Consider the following 15,607-nt stretch of genomic DNA (forward strand, 5'->3'; position numbering starts at 1 on the left):
CAGCCCTGGCCGACCTCGGCTGGGCAACCACCAAAACCGTGGACCAAATGTGCCAGGACCACTGGCGCTGGCAGAAAAACAACCCCAACGGCTACAAGGGCTAGGAATGGCCCTCGTTGGACGTAAGAATGCACGTCCCGTCCCCGGCGGGCGATAGATTGGCTCGCATGACTGAAGCTACCGCCGCCGGCCGCGGCACCATCCTGGTGATCAATGGACCCAACCTCAACCTGCTGGGCACCCGCGAGCCGGAGAAGTACGGGACGTCCACCCTGGCGGACGTCGAGCAGCTGGCCGCGGACGCTGGCAAGGGCCACGGTTTCGAAGTGGAGTTCGTGCAGTCCAACCACGAGGGCGTGCTGCTTGACGCCATTCACGCAGCGAGAGGCGCAGTGGCGGGCATCGTCATCAACGCCGGCGCCTTCACGCACACATCCGTGGCGCTTCGCGACGCCCTCGCCGCCGTGCAGCTTCCGGCCGTCGAGGTGCACATCACCAACGTGCACCAGCGCGAGGAATTCCGGCACCACTCCTACCTGTCACCCGTGTGCTCAGCGGTGATCGTGGGCGCCGGCGTCACCGGTTACCGGCTGGCCATCGACTACCTGGCCGAGGTTCTCTAGCGAGGCCTTACTTCTGGATGCACTGCCCGGAGGAAACGGGCGATGACATCGCTGGCGCCTGGGATGCCACCGGGTTCAGGTCGTCCATGGTGATGGCAAAGCCCATGGCAGTGTCCGCGGTTGCCTTCGCGAAGATCACACCGGCCACCTGGCCCTCGGTAGTGAGCAGCGGCCCGCCGGAGTTGCCCGGCTGCACGTCCCCCGCCAGCCGGTAGATTTCCTCCGGCGCAGGGTCCGACCCGTAGATGTCCGGAACCAGCACGGTCGCAATGTCCTGCACGGTAGCGGGCTTCGACTGGAACGGACCGCCGTGCGGATACCCGGCGAACGCGGCCGGGCTGCCGTCCGGCAGGTCGGCGCTAAGCGGAAGCGGCTGGGCGGGCAGGCCGTCAACGGCGAGCACCGCGAGGTCGTGCCGGGTATCGAAGTAGACGACCCGCCCGGGGTAAGCGCCGCCGTCGGGCATCTCCACCACCGGCTGCGACACTCCCGCCACGACGTGCGCGTTGGTGACCACCCGGTCCGCGGAAACCACGAAACCGGTGCCGGTCTGGTTCTGTCCGCATTCATAGGCGGTACCGGCGATCTTCAGTACGGAGGCCGCAGCACGGTTGAGCGCGGGCGTGTCCGTGCTGGCGTTGGGCACCGGAACGGTCTTGCCGTTCTCCAGGCCCTGGATGAGCGTGGGAATCCCGTTGCCGATCACGGTGGACCGCAGCTGCGCCAGGGTGGCTTTCACGGGCGTGGGTGTCAGCCCGTCGATGAAACGGATCACCTTCGAGTCGGCCAGCTGCTGTGAAATAAACGGCACACCCAGCGAGCTGACGCTGAACGCCAGCATGGACATCACCAAGGCCGAGACCACCACATTAACGGCGCCGCCCACCAGCCGGTCCACGGCGCGCAGGGGGCTGATCCGCACGGCGCCCCGGATGGCGCGGCCCGCCATGGTGCCCAGCCCATGCCCCATGACCACGAGCACGACGGCGGCGGCAATGGTGGCGGTCAGCCTCCATTGCGGGTCGGGGACAAAGCCGCTGACCAGCGGAACGGCGACAACGGCGGCCACGGCGCCGGCCGCGAAGCCGGCGATCCCGCCAACGGTGACCAGGAAGCCGTTGCGGAGCCCGTACACAAGATAGGACAACAGGACCAGGACCAGGACCAGGTCGAGGACAGTCAGGCCGGGCACGCAGGCTCCTTAATCAACAGGTGAAACCCCATTCTAGTGGTGCCGGCTGACAATCGCCGGGGACGCGAATGTGATGCCCGGCTCCTGCCACGGTGCGTTTCGCCTGCCAAGTTCGTCACAGAACCTTGAAAATTCTGAAACAATGGCACAAGCGCCACAGCCGATACTTTTACTCAGGAGATTTTATGGACATCGAGGTACTGCGCCGAGCACCCCTTTTCGCCACGCTCGACGACGACGCATTCCGTCTGCTGACGGACGAGCTCACCGAGGTGGACCTTTCCCGCGGAGCATCGGTGTTCCGTGAAGGCGACCAGGGCGACCAGCTCTACTTCATCGTCTCCGGCAAAGTGAAGCTCGGCCGCACGTCCCCGGACGGCCGCGAGTCCCTGCTGGCTATCCTCGGCCCGGGCGAGCTGTTCGGCGAGATGGCCCTGTTCGACCCCAGCCCCCGCACCGCCACGGCCACTGCTGTTTCCGAGACCCGCCTCGCCGGCCTCAAGAACGAGAGCCTGAACAACCTGCTGCGCACGCGCCCGGAAGTGTCGGCCCAGCTCCTGCAGGCTCTGGCCCGCCGCCTGCGCCGCACCAACGACTCCCTGTCCGACCTGGTCTTCTCCGACGTCCCCGGCCGCGTGGCCAAGGCACTGCTGGACCTGGCCGACCGCTTCGGCCGCCCGGCCACCGACGGCGTCCTGGTGGCGCACGAGCTCACCCAGGAAGAACTGGCCCAGCTGGTGGGCGCTTCCCGTGAGACGGTCAACAAGGCCCTTGCCGAGTTTGTTCAGCGCGGCTGGCTCCGCCTCGAGGCCCGCGCCGTGGTCATCCTCGACATGCAGCGCCTCCGCCAGCGCTCCCGATAAAACGTCGAACGCTCGCTCACTTTCTCTTGAGAGTGAGCGAGCGTTTCCGTTTAAGCGCCGATAAGTGAGAGAGCGTCGGGAGGGGTTCAGCGGTCGCGCTGGGGATCGTCGGGGGTGGTCTTGGCCGCTTCGACTTCCAGCATCAGCTTGCCGTCCTCTTCGACGAGGACCGGCTGGTAGACATGCGCCTTGCGCTTGTAGCTAAGGTAGGCGATGCACCCATTAGCGGCCGCCATCTTCTCCAGCATGATCTCCGAGCCCGGCACCAGCAGCTCACTGAGGGTGCGGCCCACAGTGTTCTCCTGGCCCGCTTCATCACCGAGTGCCGTGGTGTGGCGCTCGGCAATCACCTGGGCCGCATTGACCCAGCGGCCCCACACGCCTTTGCCCTCCAGCATCACCGGCTGCTGGTTCACGGGGACGGTGGTGGCAAAGTAGCGGGTGTCGAAGCGGCGGTGCGCAAAGTCCGGGCTCCGCCAGTTGACCAGGGATTTCAGGAGGTCCGTCCGGAGCGACAGGCCGCGCTTCTCGAGTATCTGCCCGAGCGTTTTCTCCTGCTCCGCCACGGCCTGGCGCGCGCGCATCCATTCCGGGGTTGAGGTCGCCTCCACCACGCTGGACATGTCCGGCCCGGCGAGCAGGACTCCGGTCTCCTCGAACAGTTCCCGAATGGCGCCCACCACGTGACGCCGCGCCAGCCCGACGTCGTCCGTTCCCATTTGCTCAGCCCATTGATTGGGTGAGGGGCCCAGCCAGCCGACGGGGTCGTCGTCGGCCGCATCGATGGAACCGCCCGGGAATGCGAGGACCCCCAGCGGCGAGGACCCTGGCCGGTAGGCCAGCCAGGTTTCCAGGCCGGTGGGGGAATCCCGCAGGAGAACCACGGACGACGCGAACCGCGCAGCGCGGGGGGTGCGTTCGCCGTGTTCGAGCCAGCTTTGCGCGGCCCCTTCAAGATCCGGTGGCAGAGCGAACAGGCGTCTGGCTAAATGCGGCAAAACTGTCCTAGCTGAATTCGGCGATCAGTTCGACCTCTACCGGAGCATCCAGCGGAAGGACGGCAACGCCGACGGCGGAACGGGCGTGCTGCCCCGCGTCGCCCAGGACGCGTCCCAGGAGTTCGGAGGCGCCGTTGATGACGCCCGGCTGGCCGGTGAACGACGGGTCGGAGGACACGAAGCCCACCACCTTGACGATGCGGGTGATCCGATCCAGGTCGCCGATGACGCTCTTGACGGCAGCGAGGGCGTTGACGGCACAGACGGCAGCGAGCTGCTGCGCGTCTTCCGGCGATACCGTGGGCTCGTCTGCGTGGCCCTCCGTGCCGGTGGAAACCTTGCCCGTAGCTGGGAGTTTGCCATTAATAAAAGGCAGCTGGCCGGAGGTGTAAACGTGGTTGCCGGAAATGACGGCCGGAACGTAGGCGGCAACGGGGGCGGCAACCTCAGGGAGCTTCAGCCCGAGTTCGGCGAGGCGCTGTTCGACGGCGGAGACGGGCGCCGTTGCCGTGCCGGCCGTGGATTCTGCGGGGGTTGACATGCTACTGCTTCTCCCTCTTGAGGTAGGCAACCAGGCCGTTTCCGTCGGGTCCGGGGACAACCTGGACAAGCTCCCAGCCGTCCTCTCCCCACTGGTCCAGAATCTGTTTGGTGGCGTGAATAATGAGCGGAATCGTCGCGTACTCCCATTTGGTCATGAGAGAAAGACTAGTCCTTGCCGGTAAAGTGGAAAACATGGCGACTCGCAAGAACCCTCTATTCGACACTGCCACCACACTGGGTAAGATCCTTCTTTTCCTTGGCGTGAGTGGGATTTGTGGTGTCCTGGTCGCGGGACTCCTGGTGCCTGCCGCGGCCGTCTCCGGCAGCGCTGCAAGTGGGTCCATCGAGTTCTTCGAGCAGCTCCCGGCCGAGCTGAAGGTTGACCCGCCCAGCCAGACAACCAGGATCCTGGCCGCGGACGGCAGCGAGATCGCCAGCGTCTTCATGGAGAACCGCACGAAGGTTTCCCTGGACAACATTTCGCCCTTCATGAAGGACGCCGTCATCGCCGTCGAGGACAGCCGCTTCTACGAACACGGCGGCGTGGACACCACCGGCATTCTCCGCGCGCTGGTCAGCACCGCGCGCGGCAACAAGCAGGGCGCCTCCACCATTACGCAGCAGTACGTCAACAACGTCCTGAACGCGAACCTTGCGGCCGAAGGCAACGAGGACCAGATCAAGCTCAACGGCGTAAACAAGGGCGTGGGCGACAAGCTTCGCGAGATGAAGCTGGCCATCGCCCTGGAGAAGGAATTCAGCAAGGACGAGATCCTTGAGGGCTACCTGAACATCGTCTTCTTCAACCGGGACGCGTACGGCATCGAGGCCGCCTCCCGCTTCTTCTTCAGCACGTCCGCGAAGGACCTGACGCTTCCGCAGGCCGCACTGCTGGCCGGCCTGGTCAACAGTCCCTCTGCGTTCGACCCGATCTCCAACCCGGAGAACTCGAAGGCCCGCCGCGACCTGGTGCTGGGCCTGATGCTTGATCAGAAGAAGATCACCCAGGCTGAGTACGACGCCGCGGTGGCCACACCCGTCGCGCCGAAGGTCACCCCCGCACGCCAGGGCTGCGCCTACGCCTCTAAGGCGCCCTACTTCTGTGATTACGTGCTGCACCTGCTGGAAAACAACCCGGCATACGGAGCAGACCCCCAGGACCGCAAGCGCCTGATCTACGGCGGCGGCCTCACCATCACCACCACCCTGGACCCCAAGGCCCAGGCGGTGGCGCAGGAGCAGGTCAACGCCTCTGCCGGCAAGAACCCCGACAAGTGGGGCGCGGCCATGGTTTCGGTGCAGCCCAACTCCGGCAAGATCATCTCGATGGCACAGAACACCACGTTCCTTCCGGTCAAGGGCGGGTTCGACTCGCAGGTGAACTTCAACGTGGACAAGCTGGACAAGAACGGCGCGGACCTCAACGGCATGGGCGGTGCGCAGCCGGGCTCCACCATGAAGCCGTTTACCTTCGCTGAATGGCTGAACGAGGGCAAGTCCATGAAGACTGTCGTGGACGGTTCCAAGCGCCGTTATCCTCTGGACTTCCCGTGGCGGAACTCCTGCGGCCAGGTGGCCGGCGCCTACAACGACAACGAGACCGCCCTCGGCGCCGCGGAAGACCTGCAGAACGCCGAACCGCAGTGGTACCGGCCGCTGTCAGTGCTGGAGGGTCTGTACAACTCCATCAACACGGTGACGTTCGCGTCCGCCGCCCAGTTGGACTTCTGTGGGATCCAGAAGATCGTTGACGCCGTGGGCCTGCACGGCGGCCTGCCCTCGAAGGACGACCCCAACCCCAAGATCAATATGTTTACGCTGGCCAACCTGTTGGGTTCCACGCAGACTGCCCCCCTGACCATGGCCAGCGCGTTTGCGACGTTCGCCAATGACGGCAAGTACTGCGAGCCCATCGCCATCACGGCGGTGAAGGACGGCACCGGCAAGGCCCTTCCGGCGCAGTCCAGCAGCTGCCGGGACGCCATCAAGCCCGACGTCGCCCGTGGCGTCAACTATGCGTTGCAGGAGGTCCTCAACAGGGGCTCCGGCTCGCTGATCCAGCCGCGGATTTCCACCGGCACCCACTTCCCCATCGGCGCCAAGACCGGTACGTCCAACAACAACGGTTCCACCTGGGTTGTGGGCCACACAACCGGCCTGGCCACCGCCTCCTGGTTCGGTGACCCGCTGGGCAACCAGGGCCGCGCCGGACAGAACATCACAGTCAACGGCCAGTTCTACGAGGGCATCGACGGTTACATGATTGCCGGACCGATGTTCTCGAACTTCATGGCACGGATTGCACCGGCCTACGGCACGGACCCGTTCCCGGCGCCGCCGAGCAACCTTCTTGCGGAGTCGTACGTCAGGTCCGAGCCGCAGCCGTCAGCCCCGAAGAACGAGGACAGCAAGGCGCCCCCCGCGGAGCCTGCCCCCGCGCCGACCAAGACCAAGGGCAACGACTAACCCATGGATACGGGCAGCCTGGCGGACAGCGTGCGGACCGCAGCCCGCGCGCTGGCGGTCGCTGCCGGCGCCGGGGCCGCCGCGGGTGCCGCGGCCTTCGGCTACGGCCTCTGGGAAAAGAACCAGTTCATCGTGCGGGAGGAGTCCCTCGCGATACTCCCGCACGGCCGGAAACCGTTTCGCGTCCTGCACCTGAGTGATATCCACTTCGTTCCAGGCCAGCATAAGAAAGCCGCCTGGCTCGAGTCCCTGGCGGAGCTGCGGCCGGACCTGGTGGTCAACACTGGAGACAACCTCAGTCACGTCAAGGCAGTTGATCCCCTGCTCGCGGCACTCCGTCCGTTGCTGGAGTTCCCCGGCGTGTTCGTGCCGGGATCCAATGACTACTTCGCGCCTACCCTGAAGAACCCCGCCGCGTACCTGCGTGGCCCGTCCAAGGTGAAACCCAAGCCGCAGGAACTGGACTGGCCGCGGCTGCGTTCCGGCTTTGGCATGGGCGGCTGGGTAGACCTCACCAACCGCCACCAGTCCCTCATTCTCAACGGCATGCGCTTCGACTTTTCCGGGGTGGACGATCCACACCTGAACCGCGAACGGTATGCCGGCTGGCCCCGGGGCACCGTCAACCAGGATGCGCAAGACCACCTCCGCGTTGCGGTAATCCACGCCCCGTACCAGCGGGTCCTGGACCACTTCACCGAGGCCGGGGCGGACCTGCTCCTCGCCGGCCACACCCATGGCGGGCAGATTTGCATCCCCGGCTACGGCGCCTTGGTCTCCAACTGCGACCTCCCCACCTGGCGCGCCAAGGGCCTCAATGCCTGGGAAAGCAACGGACGGACGACGCCGGTCAACGTCTCGGGCGGAATCGGCACCTCGCGCTTCGCCCCGGTCCGGATCGCCTGCCGGCCCGAGGCCGTGCTGCTCACGCTCACCCCACGCGAAAGTGTGTGAAGGATCTCACTTCATCGCATAAGGTAGTTGCTACAGGAAACTACCCTAGGAAAATTAGCTAAGAAGCGGGCATGGCCAGCCAAACGACGTTCTTCAGATCCATCAGCCGCCTCTACCCCCATGTCCGCCCCATCATCCCCCGGCTGCTGCTGGGCCTGCTCTCCGCGCTGCTGGCCAGCGTGGTGGCCCTGGCTATTCCGCAGGTGCTGCGGGTGCTTGTCAACAGCTCGTTGCAGCCCGGTGGAAACCCCCAGACGGTGTGGGCTTCGGCGGGCATCATCCTGCTGCTGGGCACGGCCGAGGCTGTCCTGGTGGCGTTGCGCCGGCAATTCGTCATCAACCCGGCCACCACAGTGGAAACCCGGATGCGCAATTCCTTGTACGGGCACCTCCAGGACCTGCCCGTCGCCTTCCACGACCGGTGGGGCTCGGGGCAGCTCCTCTCCCGCGCCATGACGGATCTGAATTTCCTCCGGCGTTGGATGGCGTTCGGGGCCATCATGCTGGTGGTCACCACCCTGACGGTCCTGATCGGCATCGCGGCCATGTTCGCCATGAGCTGGCAGCTGGCCCTGATCTTCCTCGCCGCGGCCCTGCCCATCATGGCTTACGGCTTCCGCTTCCGCAGGCGGTTCAGCAAGGTCACCCGCCGCAGCCAGGACCAGGCCGGCGACCTTGCCACCACGGTAGAGGAGTCCGTTCACGGCATCCGGGTACTGAAGGCGTTCGGCCGCAGCCGCGAGGCACTGGAAAACTTCAACGGGCAGGCGGAGGAGCTGCGGCAGACGGAGATCGCCAAAGCCCGCCACCAGGCCACGTTCACCATGGTGGTTACGCTGCTGCCGGAGCTGGCCCTCGGCGCCGGCCTGGTGGTGGGCATCATGCTGTGCACCGCCGGGGACCTGAGCATTGGCGCCCTGGTTGCCTTCTTCGCCACCGCCGCCGTCATCGCGGCACCCGTGGAATTCAGCGGCATGCTGCTGGCCATGGCACTCACCGCCAAGTCCGCCGTCGACCGGCATTTCGAGGTGATGGACGCGGAGAACACCATCGTCAGCCCTGCGGAGCCGCGCCGGCCCGAAAAGCTCAGCGGTGCGCTCACCTTCAGCAGGGCCTCCTTTGCCTTCGACGATGCGCCGGACAAACCGATCCTCAAGGACATCACCCTGGAAATCCGGCCGGGCGAGACCATGGCACTGGTGGGTGTGACCGGAAGCGGAAAGAGCGCGCTCATCCAGCTGGTGCCGCGGCTCTACGACGCCACCGGCGGCGCCGTCCGCATCGACGGCGTTGACCTGCGCGACTTCGACGTCGCCGAACTTCGCAGGATCGTGGGCGTGGCGTTCGAGGACACCACGCTGTTCTCCAGCTCGGTGCGGGACAACGTCCTGCTCGGCGCCCCGGAGGCTACCGCCGAGGTGCTGGATGAGGCCCTGGACGTGGCTCAGGCCCACTTTGCGTATTCGCTGCCGGATGGCGTTGACACGCTCATCGGCGAGGAGGGCCTGAGCCTTTCCGGCGGGCAGCGGCAGCGGATTGCGCTGGCCCGGGCCATCGCCGCCCGGCCCCGGGTACTGGCACTTGACGACCCGCTTTCGGCCCTTGACGTCCACACCGAAGAACTGGTGGAGGCCCGGCTTCGCACCGTCCTGAAGGACACCACCACCCTGATCGTCGCGCACCGGCCGTCAACCGTGGCGCTGGCGGACCGGGTGGCGCTGCTCGAAGACGGCACCATAACCGCCGTCGGAACCCACGCGGACCTGCTCGCACGCAACCAGCACTACCGGCATGTGATCGCCAGCCTCGACGTGGAGCCCAAGGACCTGGACACCGAATTATCCGACCTCGAGGACCAGGCCGAGGAGGCCACGCGATGAGCACGGCAACCTTCGGCACCGCCAATGAGGACAACGCGCACCTGAGCAGGGGCGACAGCAAGGCCGTACGACGGCGGTCGCTCGCCTTGCTGGGGTCGCTGATCCGCCCGGTGCGGGTCCGGTTCTGGCTGACCATCGCGACGGTGGTGCTCTCGCAGGCGGCACGGGCGGCGGGCCCGGCGCTGATCGCCTTCGGCATCGACCACGCCCTCCCGGCGCTCCGGGCCGGCGACAACCTTCCCTTGGTGCTCACCGGCGGTGCCTACCTCATGGCAGCCTTCACGACGGCGGGACTCACTGCCCTGTACGTCACCTCCACGGCACGGCTCAGCCAGGCCATGCTCCTGGACCTGCGTGTCCGCGTGTTCCGCCACACGCAGCGGCTGAGCCTGGAGTTCCATGAGAAGTACACCTCCGGCCGGATCATCGCCCGGCAGACGTCCGATCTTGAGGCGCTGCGGGAACTCCTGGATTCAGGCGTCAGTTCGCTGGCGTCCGGGCTGCTGTTCATGGTGTTCACGGCGGCCACGGTGTTCATTTTGGATTGGCGCAGCGGGCTGCTGCTGCTCGCGGCGGGGGTGCCCATGTATTTCCTTTCCCGCTGGTACCAGAAGCATTCGCAGATCGCCTTCCGTGAGTCCCGGGTGGTCTCGGCGCGGCTCATCGTGCACTTCGTGGAGACCATGACGGGGATCCGGGCCGTGAAGGCTTTCCGGAAGGAACGGCAGAATGCGCGGCGTTACGGGCAACTCGGCGAGGACTACCGGCAGGTCACGGTCCGTTCCATCAACCTCAACGGCGTCTTCCAGCCTGGCCTGGTGCTGATCGGGAACGTCTGCGTGGCCGTGGTGCTGCTGGCGGGCGGTTTCCGGGTGCTGGACGGCAGCTTGGCCGTGGGCGTGCTCCTGGCCCTCATCCTTTCCACGAAGCGGTTTTTCCAGCCCGTGGACCAGATGGCCATGTTCTATAACTCCTTCCAGAGCGCCCAGGCGGCTCTGGAGAAGGTCTCCGGCCTGCTCGAGGAAGTGCCCACGGTCCGCCCGCCGCGCGATCCCGTCGCCCTGCCGGCGGCCCGCGGCGCACTGGACTTCAAGGACGTGGAGTTCCGTTACGGGGACGGTCCCCTGGTGGTGCCCCGGCTCAACCTGCACATTCCGGCCGGACAGACGGTGGCGCTGGTGGGCCAGACGGGAGCGGGCAAATCCACGCTGGCCAAGCTGATCGCACGGTTTTACGATGTCAGCGCCGGTGCCGTGACCCTGGACGGCGTGGACCTCAGGGACCTTGCCACTGCCGATCTCCGGCGGAACATCGTCATGGTCACCCAGGAGGCGTTCCTGTTCAGCGGTTCCGTGGCGGACAACATCGCACTGGGCCGGCCTGGGGCCTCCCGCGCCGAGATCGAGGAGGCAGCCAAGGCCGTGGGTGCCCACGGTTTCATCATGGAACTCCCCGACGGCTATGACACGGACGTGAACAAGCGCGGCGGGCGGGTTTCCTCCGGCCAGCGGCAGCTCATCAGTTTTGCCCGGGCCTTCCTGGCGCAGCCGGCGGTGCTCATCCTGGACGAGGCCACCTCCTCCCTGGACATCCCATCCGAACGCCTGGTCCAGGCCGGCCTGGCGCGCCTGCTCGCGGGGACGGAGGCCGCACATCGGACTGCCCTGATCATCGCCCACCGCCTCTCCACCGTGGAGACGGCGGACCGGGTGCTGGTGGTCCACGACGGCCGCATCGTGGAGGACGGCACCCCTGCTGCGCTGATTGGGGGCGGCGGACGCTTCGCCGACCTCCACGGTGCGTGGAAGGACTCCTTGGTCTGAGGTGTAACGCCGGATGCCGGACCGCAGATTTCGCATCGGGACCGTGCATCGGCTATCCTTGTAAAGTTGCTTTTGCAGCGGATCGGGATGTAGCGCAGCTTGGTAGCGCGCTTCGTTCGGGACGAAGAGGTCGCAGGTTCAAATCCTGTCATCCCGACCAAGAGAAGAGGGTCTCCACATGGAGGCCCTCTCTTTTTTGTCATGCCCTTTTGTCATAATGCCGGTAACAGCTTGGTAAAGAAAGACCCCGGAGCGGCTGCTCCGGGGTCTTCACGCCTCCTGTGGTGAGGAGGCTATTACATCGGGTCCGGCCAGTTGCCGACATACGTGATGTATGAGATCTGCTCGGCACTCTTACCCCGCTCGACCTCCGCGCTGTTGCCCTTGGTAGTCGTGGACATCGGGTCGGGCCAGTTGCCAACCCTCGCCGAGGTTGTACCACTGGGATCCCCGTGGGAACCGGCAGACAGGACGGCTGGAGCCGCAGCAGAAAACGCCAGGGCGCCAGCGAGGGCGGCCGCGGCTGCGATCTTCTTCAACATATTAGGTTCCTCAATACGAGTCGGATTCGTTACAAAGTCAGCACTGCCCTTGTTGACATACATTGTAAAATGTTTTCCACAGGGACTGTCAAGCATTTGGTACAAAGACGGTCTGGAAAGAGGAGGAAATCCCGTGGGCAACGGATTCGGGGAGAAGCTCCGCGCGGAGCGTCTCGAACGGGGGATGACACAGGCTGAACTGGGCAGGGACCTGTATTCACCAAGTTACATCTCGCTACTCGAAACCGGCCGCAGGGAGCCTACGGCCGAAGTGATCGAGGAACTGGCACGTCGGCTGGAGCTGGCGCCCAAGGCCCTGGAAGCCTGGAGCCAGCCTATTTCCGTCAGTGACGCCGAATACGTCCTCGCCGGCCTGTACGCCAGGCAGGCATGGGACCTGAGGGACTACTCCCTGGCGGCCAGTCACGCGGCCACCGCCGCGCAGACCGCGCTCGATGGCCGCAACACCAGCGCCTGGTGGAACATGACCTATATGCAAGCGGAATGCCTCATGAAGCAGGGTGAGTGGCAGGAATGCGAGCGCATCATGCAGCACCTGCTGGAGCACCCCATGGCGACGGAATCCGCCGGACTTGCCGTACGTGCCCGACAGATGCTCGCCGGCATCTGTCAGGGGCAAGGCAGGTTGAGCGCCGCAGTTGACTACGCCATGGAGGCGGTCCGGCTCTGCTCCCAGCTACCCAAGGGGTCCACGCTCATCATCGGAGCCCACCGCGCCCTGATCGGCGCGCTGGCCGAGAGCGGCCGGCTGGAGGAAGCCTGGAAGTACTGCCTGGACATGATCGAGCACGTGGACGAACATTCCATGTCCCAGCTTGCCGGTGAGGTGGCCTGGGTCATCGGCAACGTGGCCTTCATGCGCCACGATTACCAGGAGGGGATCAAACACCACGAGCGGGCAGCGCGGCTGCTCTCCCCCGCCAATGACATCGAACTCTGGGCCCGGTTCAACAAAGCATCAGCAGCCGTCCGGCTGTCCTCGGGCATCGTGGAACCGGAAACGCTGTCGGCTATCGAACGAGCCGAACTGGCACTGTCGATCGTGGGCGGCAACAAGTCCGACCAGCTGGAAGTCGCCTTCATCCGCGCCCGCTGGCTGTACCTGACCGGCGATATCGTGGCCGCCGTCGAAAAGCTCCGCGAAATCCACAAGGAACGCTCAGCCCTGGCCAAGCACACGGCCGGTGAGGTCTCCCTGCTGCTGGGCAAATCCCTCAAGGCGGCCGGCGAACCGGAGGAAGCACTGCTGCACCTGGAAGAGGCCCAGAAATCCTTCAGCGCCGCAGGAGCAGCAGACCGCGTCCAGCAGACGCTGGACGCGGTCCTTGAGATCAAGCTGGCCCAGCAGCGCGCAGCCGCTGCGGCCAAGGCAAGCTAGGCAGGCCGGTCAGGCGAACCTGGTGCCGGTCAACTTCTCGTAGGCCTCGACGTACCGGCTCCGGGTCCGCTCCACTACGTCTGCGGGCAGCGCCGGCGGCGGGGTGTCGGATGCCCGGTCCCAGCCGGATTCCGCGGAAGTGAGCCAGTCCCGGACGTACTGCTTGTCGTAGGACGGCTGGGCCTGGCCCGGCCGGTACGTGGCCGCGTCCCAGAACCGGGAGGAGTCCGGGGTGAGGACCTCGTCGCCCAGCGTGATGGAACCAGAGACGGCGTCATAGCCGAACTCCACCTTGGTGTCGGCCAGGATGATGCCGCGCTCGCGGGCGATCCGTTCGGCCATGGTGTAAATCTTCAGCGTCAGTTCACTGAGCCGGCCCGCGATGTCGTCACCCACCATCGCCACCACGGCGTCGTAGGTGATGTTTTCGTCGTGCTCGCCGATTTCGGCCTTGGCGGACGGGGTAAAAATGGCGTGTTCCAGCCGCGAACCGTCCACCAGGCCCTCCGGCAGCGGGATGTTGCAGACCGTGCCGTGGGCGCGGTATTCCTGCAGGCCGGAACCGGTCAGGTACCCGCGCGCGATGCATTCCACCGGGAACATGTCCAGCTTCTTGCAGATCATGGCCCGGCCCTCAACTTCGGCGGGCACGCCGTCCGCCACGGTGGAGGCCAGCACGTGATGTTCCACGTCCAGCTGGTCGAACCACCACAGGCTCAGCTGGGTGAGGATGCGGCCCTTGTCCGGGATTTCGCTGCTGAGCACATGGTCGTAGGCGCTGATCCGGTCGCTGGCCACCACCAGGACGCACTCCTGGCCCACCCGCTCTTCGATGGACGGGTCCACCGGCTCGTACAGATCGCGGACTTTTCCGGAGTAGACGTGGCGCCAGCCGGGCAGGTCCAGTGCGGTGGCGTTGAAGCCGCGGGGAGTCTCAGTCATGCTAGGCCTTCGCTTCCGGGGCGGCCACCGAAACGGCGGCGCCTGACGTTACCTTGATTTCGCCGCGCGCGGCCTTGCGGCCGATGTCCGTGCGGAACTGGCCGCCGTCGAGCTTTACCAGCTCGACGCCGTCGTATGCCTTTTCCCGCGCCTCCACCAGGTCGCTGCCCAGCGCGACGACTGCGAGCACCCGGCCGCCGGCGGAGACCACCTTGCCGTCCCCGTCCAGCGCGGTTCCGGCGTGGATCACGTGCACGCCGTCCAGCTCCTCCACCTTTTTGAGGCCGCGGATGCGGTCCCCGGTGCGCGGCGTGTCCGGGTAGTTTTCGGAGGCGATGACGACGGCGACAGCGGTCTCCTTCGCCCAGCGCAGTTCCTCCGCCTTGTCCAGTTCGCCCTTGGCGGCTGCCAGAAGCAGGGAGCCGAGGGGGGTTTTGAGGCGGGCGAGGACTGCCTGAGTTTCGGGGTCGCCGAAGCGGACGTTGAATTCGATGACCCGGGTGCCGCGGGACGTCAGCGCCAGTCCCACGAACAGCACGCCGACGAACGGGGTGCCGCGGCTGGCCATCTCGTTGATGGTGGGCTGGGCAATGCGGTCGATCACTTCCTGGACCAGGCCCTCGGGAGCCCATTCCAACGGGGTGTAGGCGCCCATGCCGCCGGTGTTGGGGCCTTCGTCGTTGTCAAAAATACGCTTGAAGTCCTGCGCCGGGGACAGTGCCACGGTGTTCTGCCCGTCGCAGACCACGAAGATGGACACCTCGGGGCCATCCAGGAATTCCTCGATGACCACGGAACCGCCGGCGTCGAAGCAGGCCTGCGCGTGCGCCAGCGCTTCGTCGCGGTTGGAGGTGACCACTACGCCCTTGCCGGCGGCGAGGCCATCGTCTTTAACCACGTAGGGCGCTCCGAAGGTGTCCAGCGCAGAGGCGGCTTCTTCAGCGTTGGTGGCCACCATAGCCATTGCGGTGGGGACGCCGGCTTCTGCCATGATTTCCTTGGCGAAGGCCTTGGACGCTTCGAGCTGCGCGGCGGCCTTGCTGGGGCCGAACACCGGGATTCCGGCGGCGCGGACGGCGTCGGAGACACCGGCGGCCAGTGGGGCCTCCGGCCCCACCACCACCAGGTCCACCGCCAGCTTGGTGGCGAGCCCGGCTACGGCGTCCGGATCGTTGCCGTTGATGCCGTGGGTGGGGACCAGCTTGCTGATGCCGGCATTGCCGGGCGCCGCGTGGACCTCGGACACGTTGGGATCGGCAAGCAGGGATCGGACTATGGCGTGTTCGCGGCCTCCGGGGCCAATGACGAGTACCTTCACAGTCTCCAAGGGTACTTTGTGCACCCTCCGTGCTCCTAAGGTGTGACCTGCCCGGCCGGCCCGG

The 15,607-nt window shown here is 66.0% G+C and carries 14 protein-coding genes and 1 tRNA gene; 8 read left to right on the forward strand and 7 right to left on the reverse strand.

Going from position 1 to position 15,607, the window contains the following annotated elements; translation table 11 throughout:
- The first annotated feature begins 167 nt into the window (after window positions 1-167).
- Window positions 168-623 (forward strand): type II 3-dehydroquinate dehydratase, encoded by a 456-nt coding sequence (gene aroQ, locus ACIQC0_RS12855; protein WP_400535349.1) that lies wholly within the window; start codon window positions 168-170, stop codon window positions 621-623.
- 7 nt (window positions 624-630) lie between these two features.
- Here the strand turns inward: aroQ and ACIQC0_RS12860 are convergent, their stop codons facing one another.
- Window positions 631-1,815 (reverse strand): MarP family serine protease, encoded by a 1,185-nt coding sequence (locus tag ACIQC0_RS12860; protein WP_400535351.1) that lies wholly within the window; start codon window positions 1,813-1,815, stop codon window positions 631-633.
- A 185-nt stretch (window positions 1,816-2,000) separates the two neighbouring features.
- On the opposite strand from ACIQC0_RS12860, the gene ACIQC0_RS12865 reads away from it, so the two are divergent.
- A complete protein-coding gene (locus ACIQC0_RS12865) occupies window positions 2,001-2,678 on the forward strand; it encodes a Crp/Fnr family transcriptional regulator (protein ID WP_009359192.1) in 678 nt (225 codons plus the stop codon).
- Between the two features lie 86 nt (window positions 2,679-2,764).
- Here ACIQC0_RS12865 and ACIQC0_RS12870 read toward each other — a convergent pair whose 3' ends face one another.
- From ACIQC0_RS12870 to ACIQC0_RS12880, 3 genes are read right to left on the reverse strand one after another with little or no spacing between them, the layout of a single operon-like run.
- Window positions 2,765-3,676 (reverse strand): NUDIX hydrolase, encoded by a 912-nt coding sequence (locus ACIQC0_RS12870; protein ID WP_377214349.1) that lies wholly within the window; start codon window positions 3,674-3,676, stop codon window positions 2,765-2,767.
- A gap of 7 nt (window positions 3,677-3,683) precedes the next feature.
- Complete coding sequence (locus ACIQC0_RS12875; RefSeq protein WP_377214348.1) at window positions 3,684-4,217, reverse strand: RidA family protein; 534 nt, start codon at window positions 4,215-4,217, stop codon at window positions 3,684-3,686.
- A gap of 1 nt (window position 4,218) precedes the next feature.
- Window positions 4,219-4,374 (reverse strand): DUF4177 domain-containing protein, encoded by a 156-nt coding sequence (locus ACIQC0_RS12880; protein ID WP_009359196.1) that lies wholly within the window; start codon window positions 4,372-4,374, stop codon window positions 4,219-4,221.
- A gap of 37 nt (window positions 4,375-4,411) precedes the next feature.
- On the opposite strand from ACIQC0_RS12880, the gene ACIQC0_RS12885 reads away from it, so the two are divergent.
- From ACIQC0_RS12885 to ACIQC0_RS12905, 5 genes are all read left to right on the forward strand, one after another.
- Entirely contained in the window at window positions 4,412-6,685 is a 2,274-nt protein-coding gene (locus ACIQC0_RS12885) for a transglycosylase domain-containing protein (RefSeq protein ID WP_400535354.1), read from the forward strand.
- A gap of 3 nt (window positions 6,686-6,688) precedes the next feature.
- A complete protein-coding gene (locus tag ACIQC0_RS12890; protein WP_400535356.1) occupies window positions 6,689-7,639 on the forward strand; it encodes a metallophosphoesterase in 951 nt (316 codons plus the stop codon).
- Between the two features lie 71 nt (window positions 7,640-7,710).
- Entirely contained in the window at window positions 7,711-9,519 is a 1,809-nt protein-coding gene (locus ACIQC0_RS12895; RefSeq protein WP_400535358.1) for an ABC transporter ATP-binding protein, read from the forward strand.
- Window positions 9,516-11,342, forward strand: coding sequence for an ABC transporter ATP-binding protein (locus ACIQC0_RS12900; RefSeq protein WP_400535360.1), 1,827 nt, complete (start codon window positions 9,516-9,518; stop codon window positions 11,340-11,342). Before ACIQC0_RS12895 ends, ACIQC0_RS12900 begins: the two co-directional genes overlap by 4 nt.
- Before the next feature lie 83 nt (window positions 11,343-11,425).
- Window positions 11,426-11,502 (forward strand) — tRNA-Pro (locus tag ACIQC0_RS12905).
- 136 nt (window positions 11,503-11,638) lie between these two features.
- Here the strand turns inward: ACIQC0_RS12905 and ACIQC0_RS12910 are convergent.
- Window positions 11,639-11,884, reverse strand: a complete 246-nt coding sequence (locus ACIQC0_RS12910) for a hypothetical protein (RefSeq protein ID WP_400535362.1) — start codon at window positions 11,882-11,884, stop codon at window positions 11,639-11,641.
- 133 nt (window positions 11,885-12,017) lie between these two features.
- Here ACIQC0_RS12910 and ACIQC0_RS12915 point away from each other — a divergent pair, with 133 nt between their 5' ends.
- A complete protein-coding gene (locus ACIQC0_RS12915) occupies window positions 12,018-13,283 on the forward strand; it encodes a helix-turn-helix domain-containing protein (protein WP_400535364.1) in 1,266 nt (421 codons plus the stop codon).
- A gap of 9 nt (window positions 13,284-13,292) precedes the next feature.
- Here the strand turns inward: ACIQC0_RS12915 and ACIQC0_RS12920 are convergent, their stop codons facing one another.
- Together ACIQC0_RS12920 and purD are read right to left on the reverse strand one after the other, a co-directional pair.
- Window positions 13,293-14,225, reverse strand: coding sequence for a phosphoribosylaminoimidazolesuccinocarboxamide synthase (locus tag ACIQC0_RS12920; protein WP_400535366.1), 933 nt, complete (start codon window positions 14,223-14,225; stop codon window positions 13,293-13,295).
- Between the two features lies 1 nt (window position 14,226).
- Window positions 14,227-15,543 (reverse strand): phosphoribosylamine--glycine ligase, encoded by a 1,317-nt coding sequence (gene purD / locus ACIQC0_RS12925; RefSeq protein ID WP_377214911.1) that lies wholly within the window; start codon window positions 15,541-15,543, stop codon window positions 14,227-14,229.
- Between the last annotated feature and the right edge of the window lie 64 nt (window positions 15,544-15,607).

It is taken from the genome of Pseudarthrobacter sp. NPDC092419 (genome assembly GCF_044755045.1).
Lineage (GTDB): Bacteria > Actinomycetota > Actinomycetes > Actinomycetales > Micrococcaceae > Arthrobacter.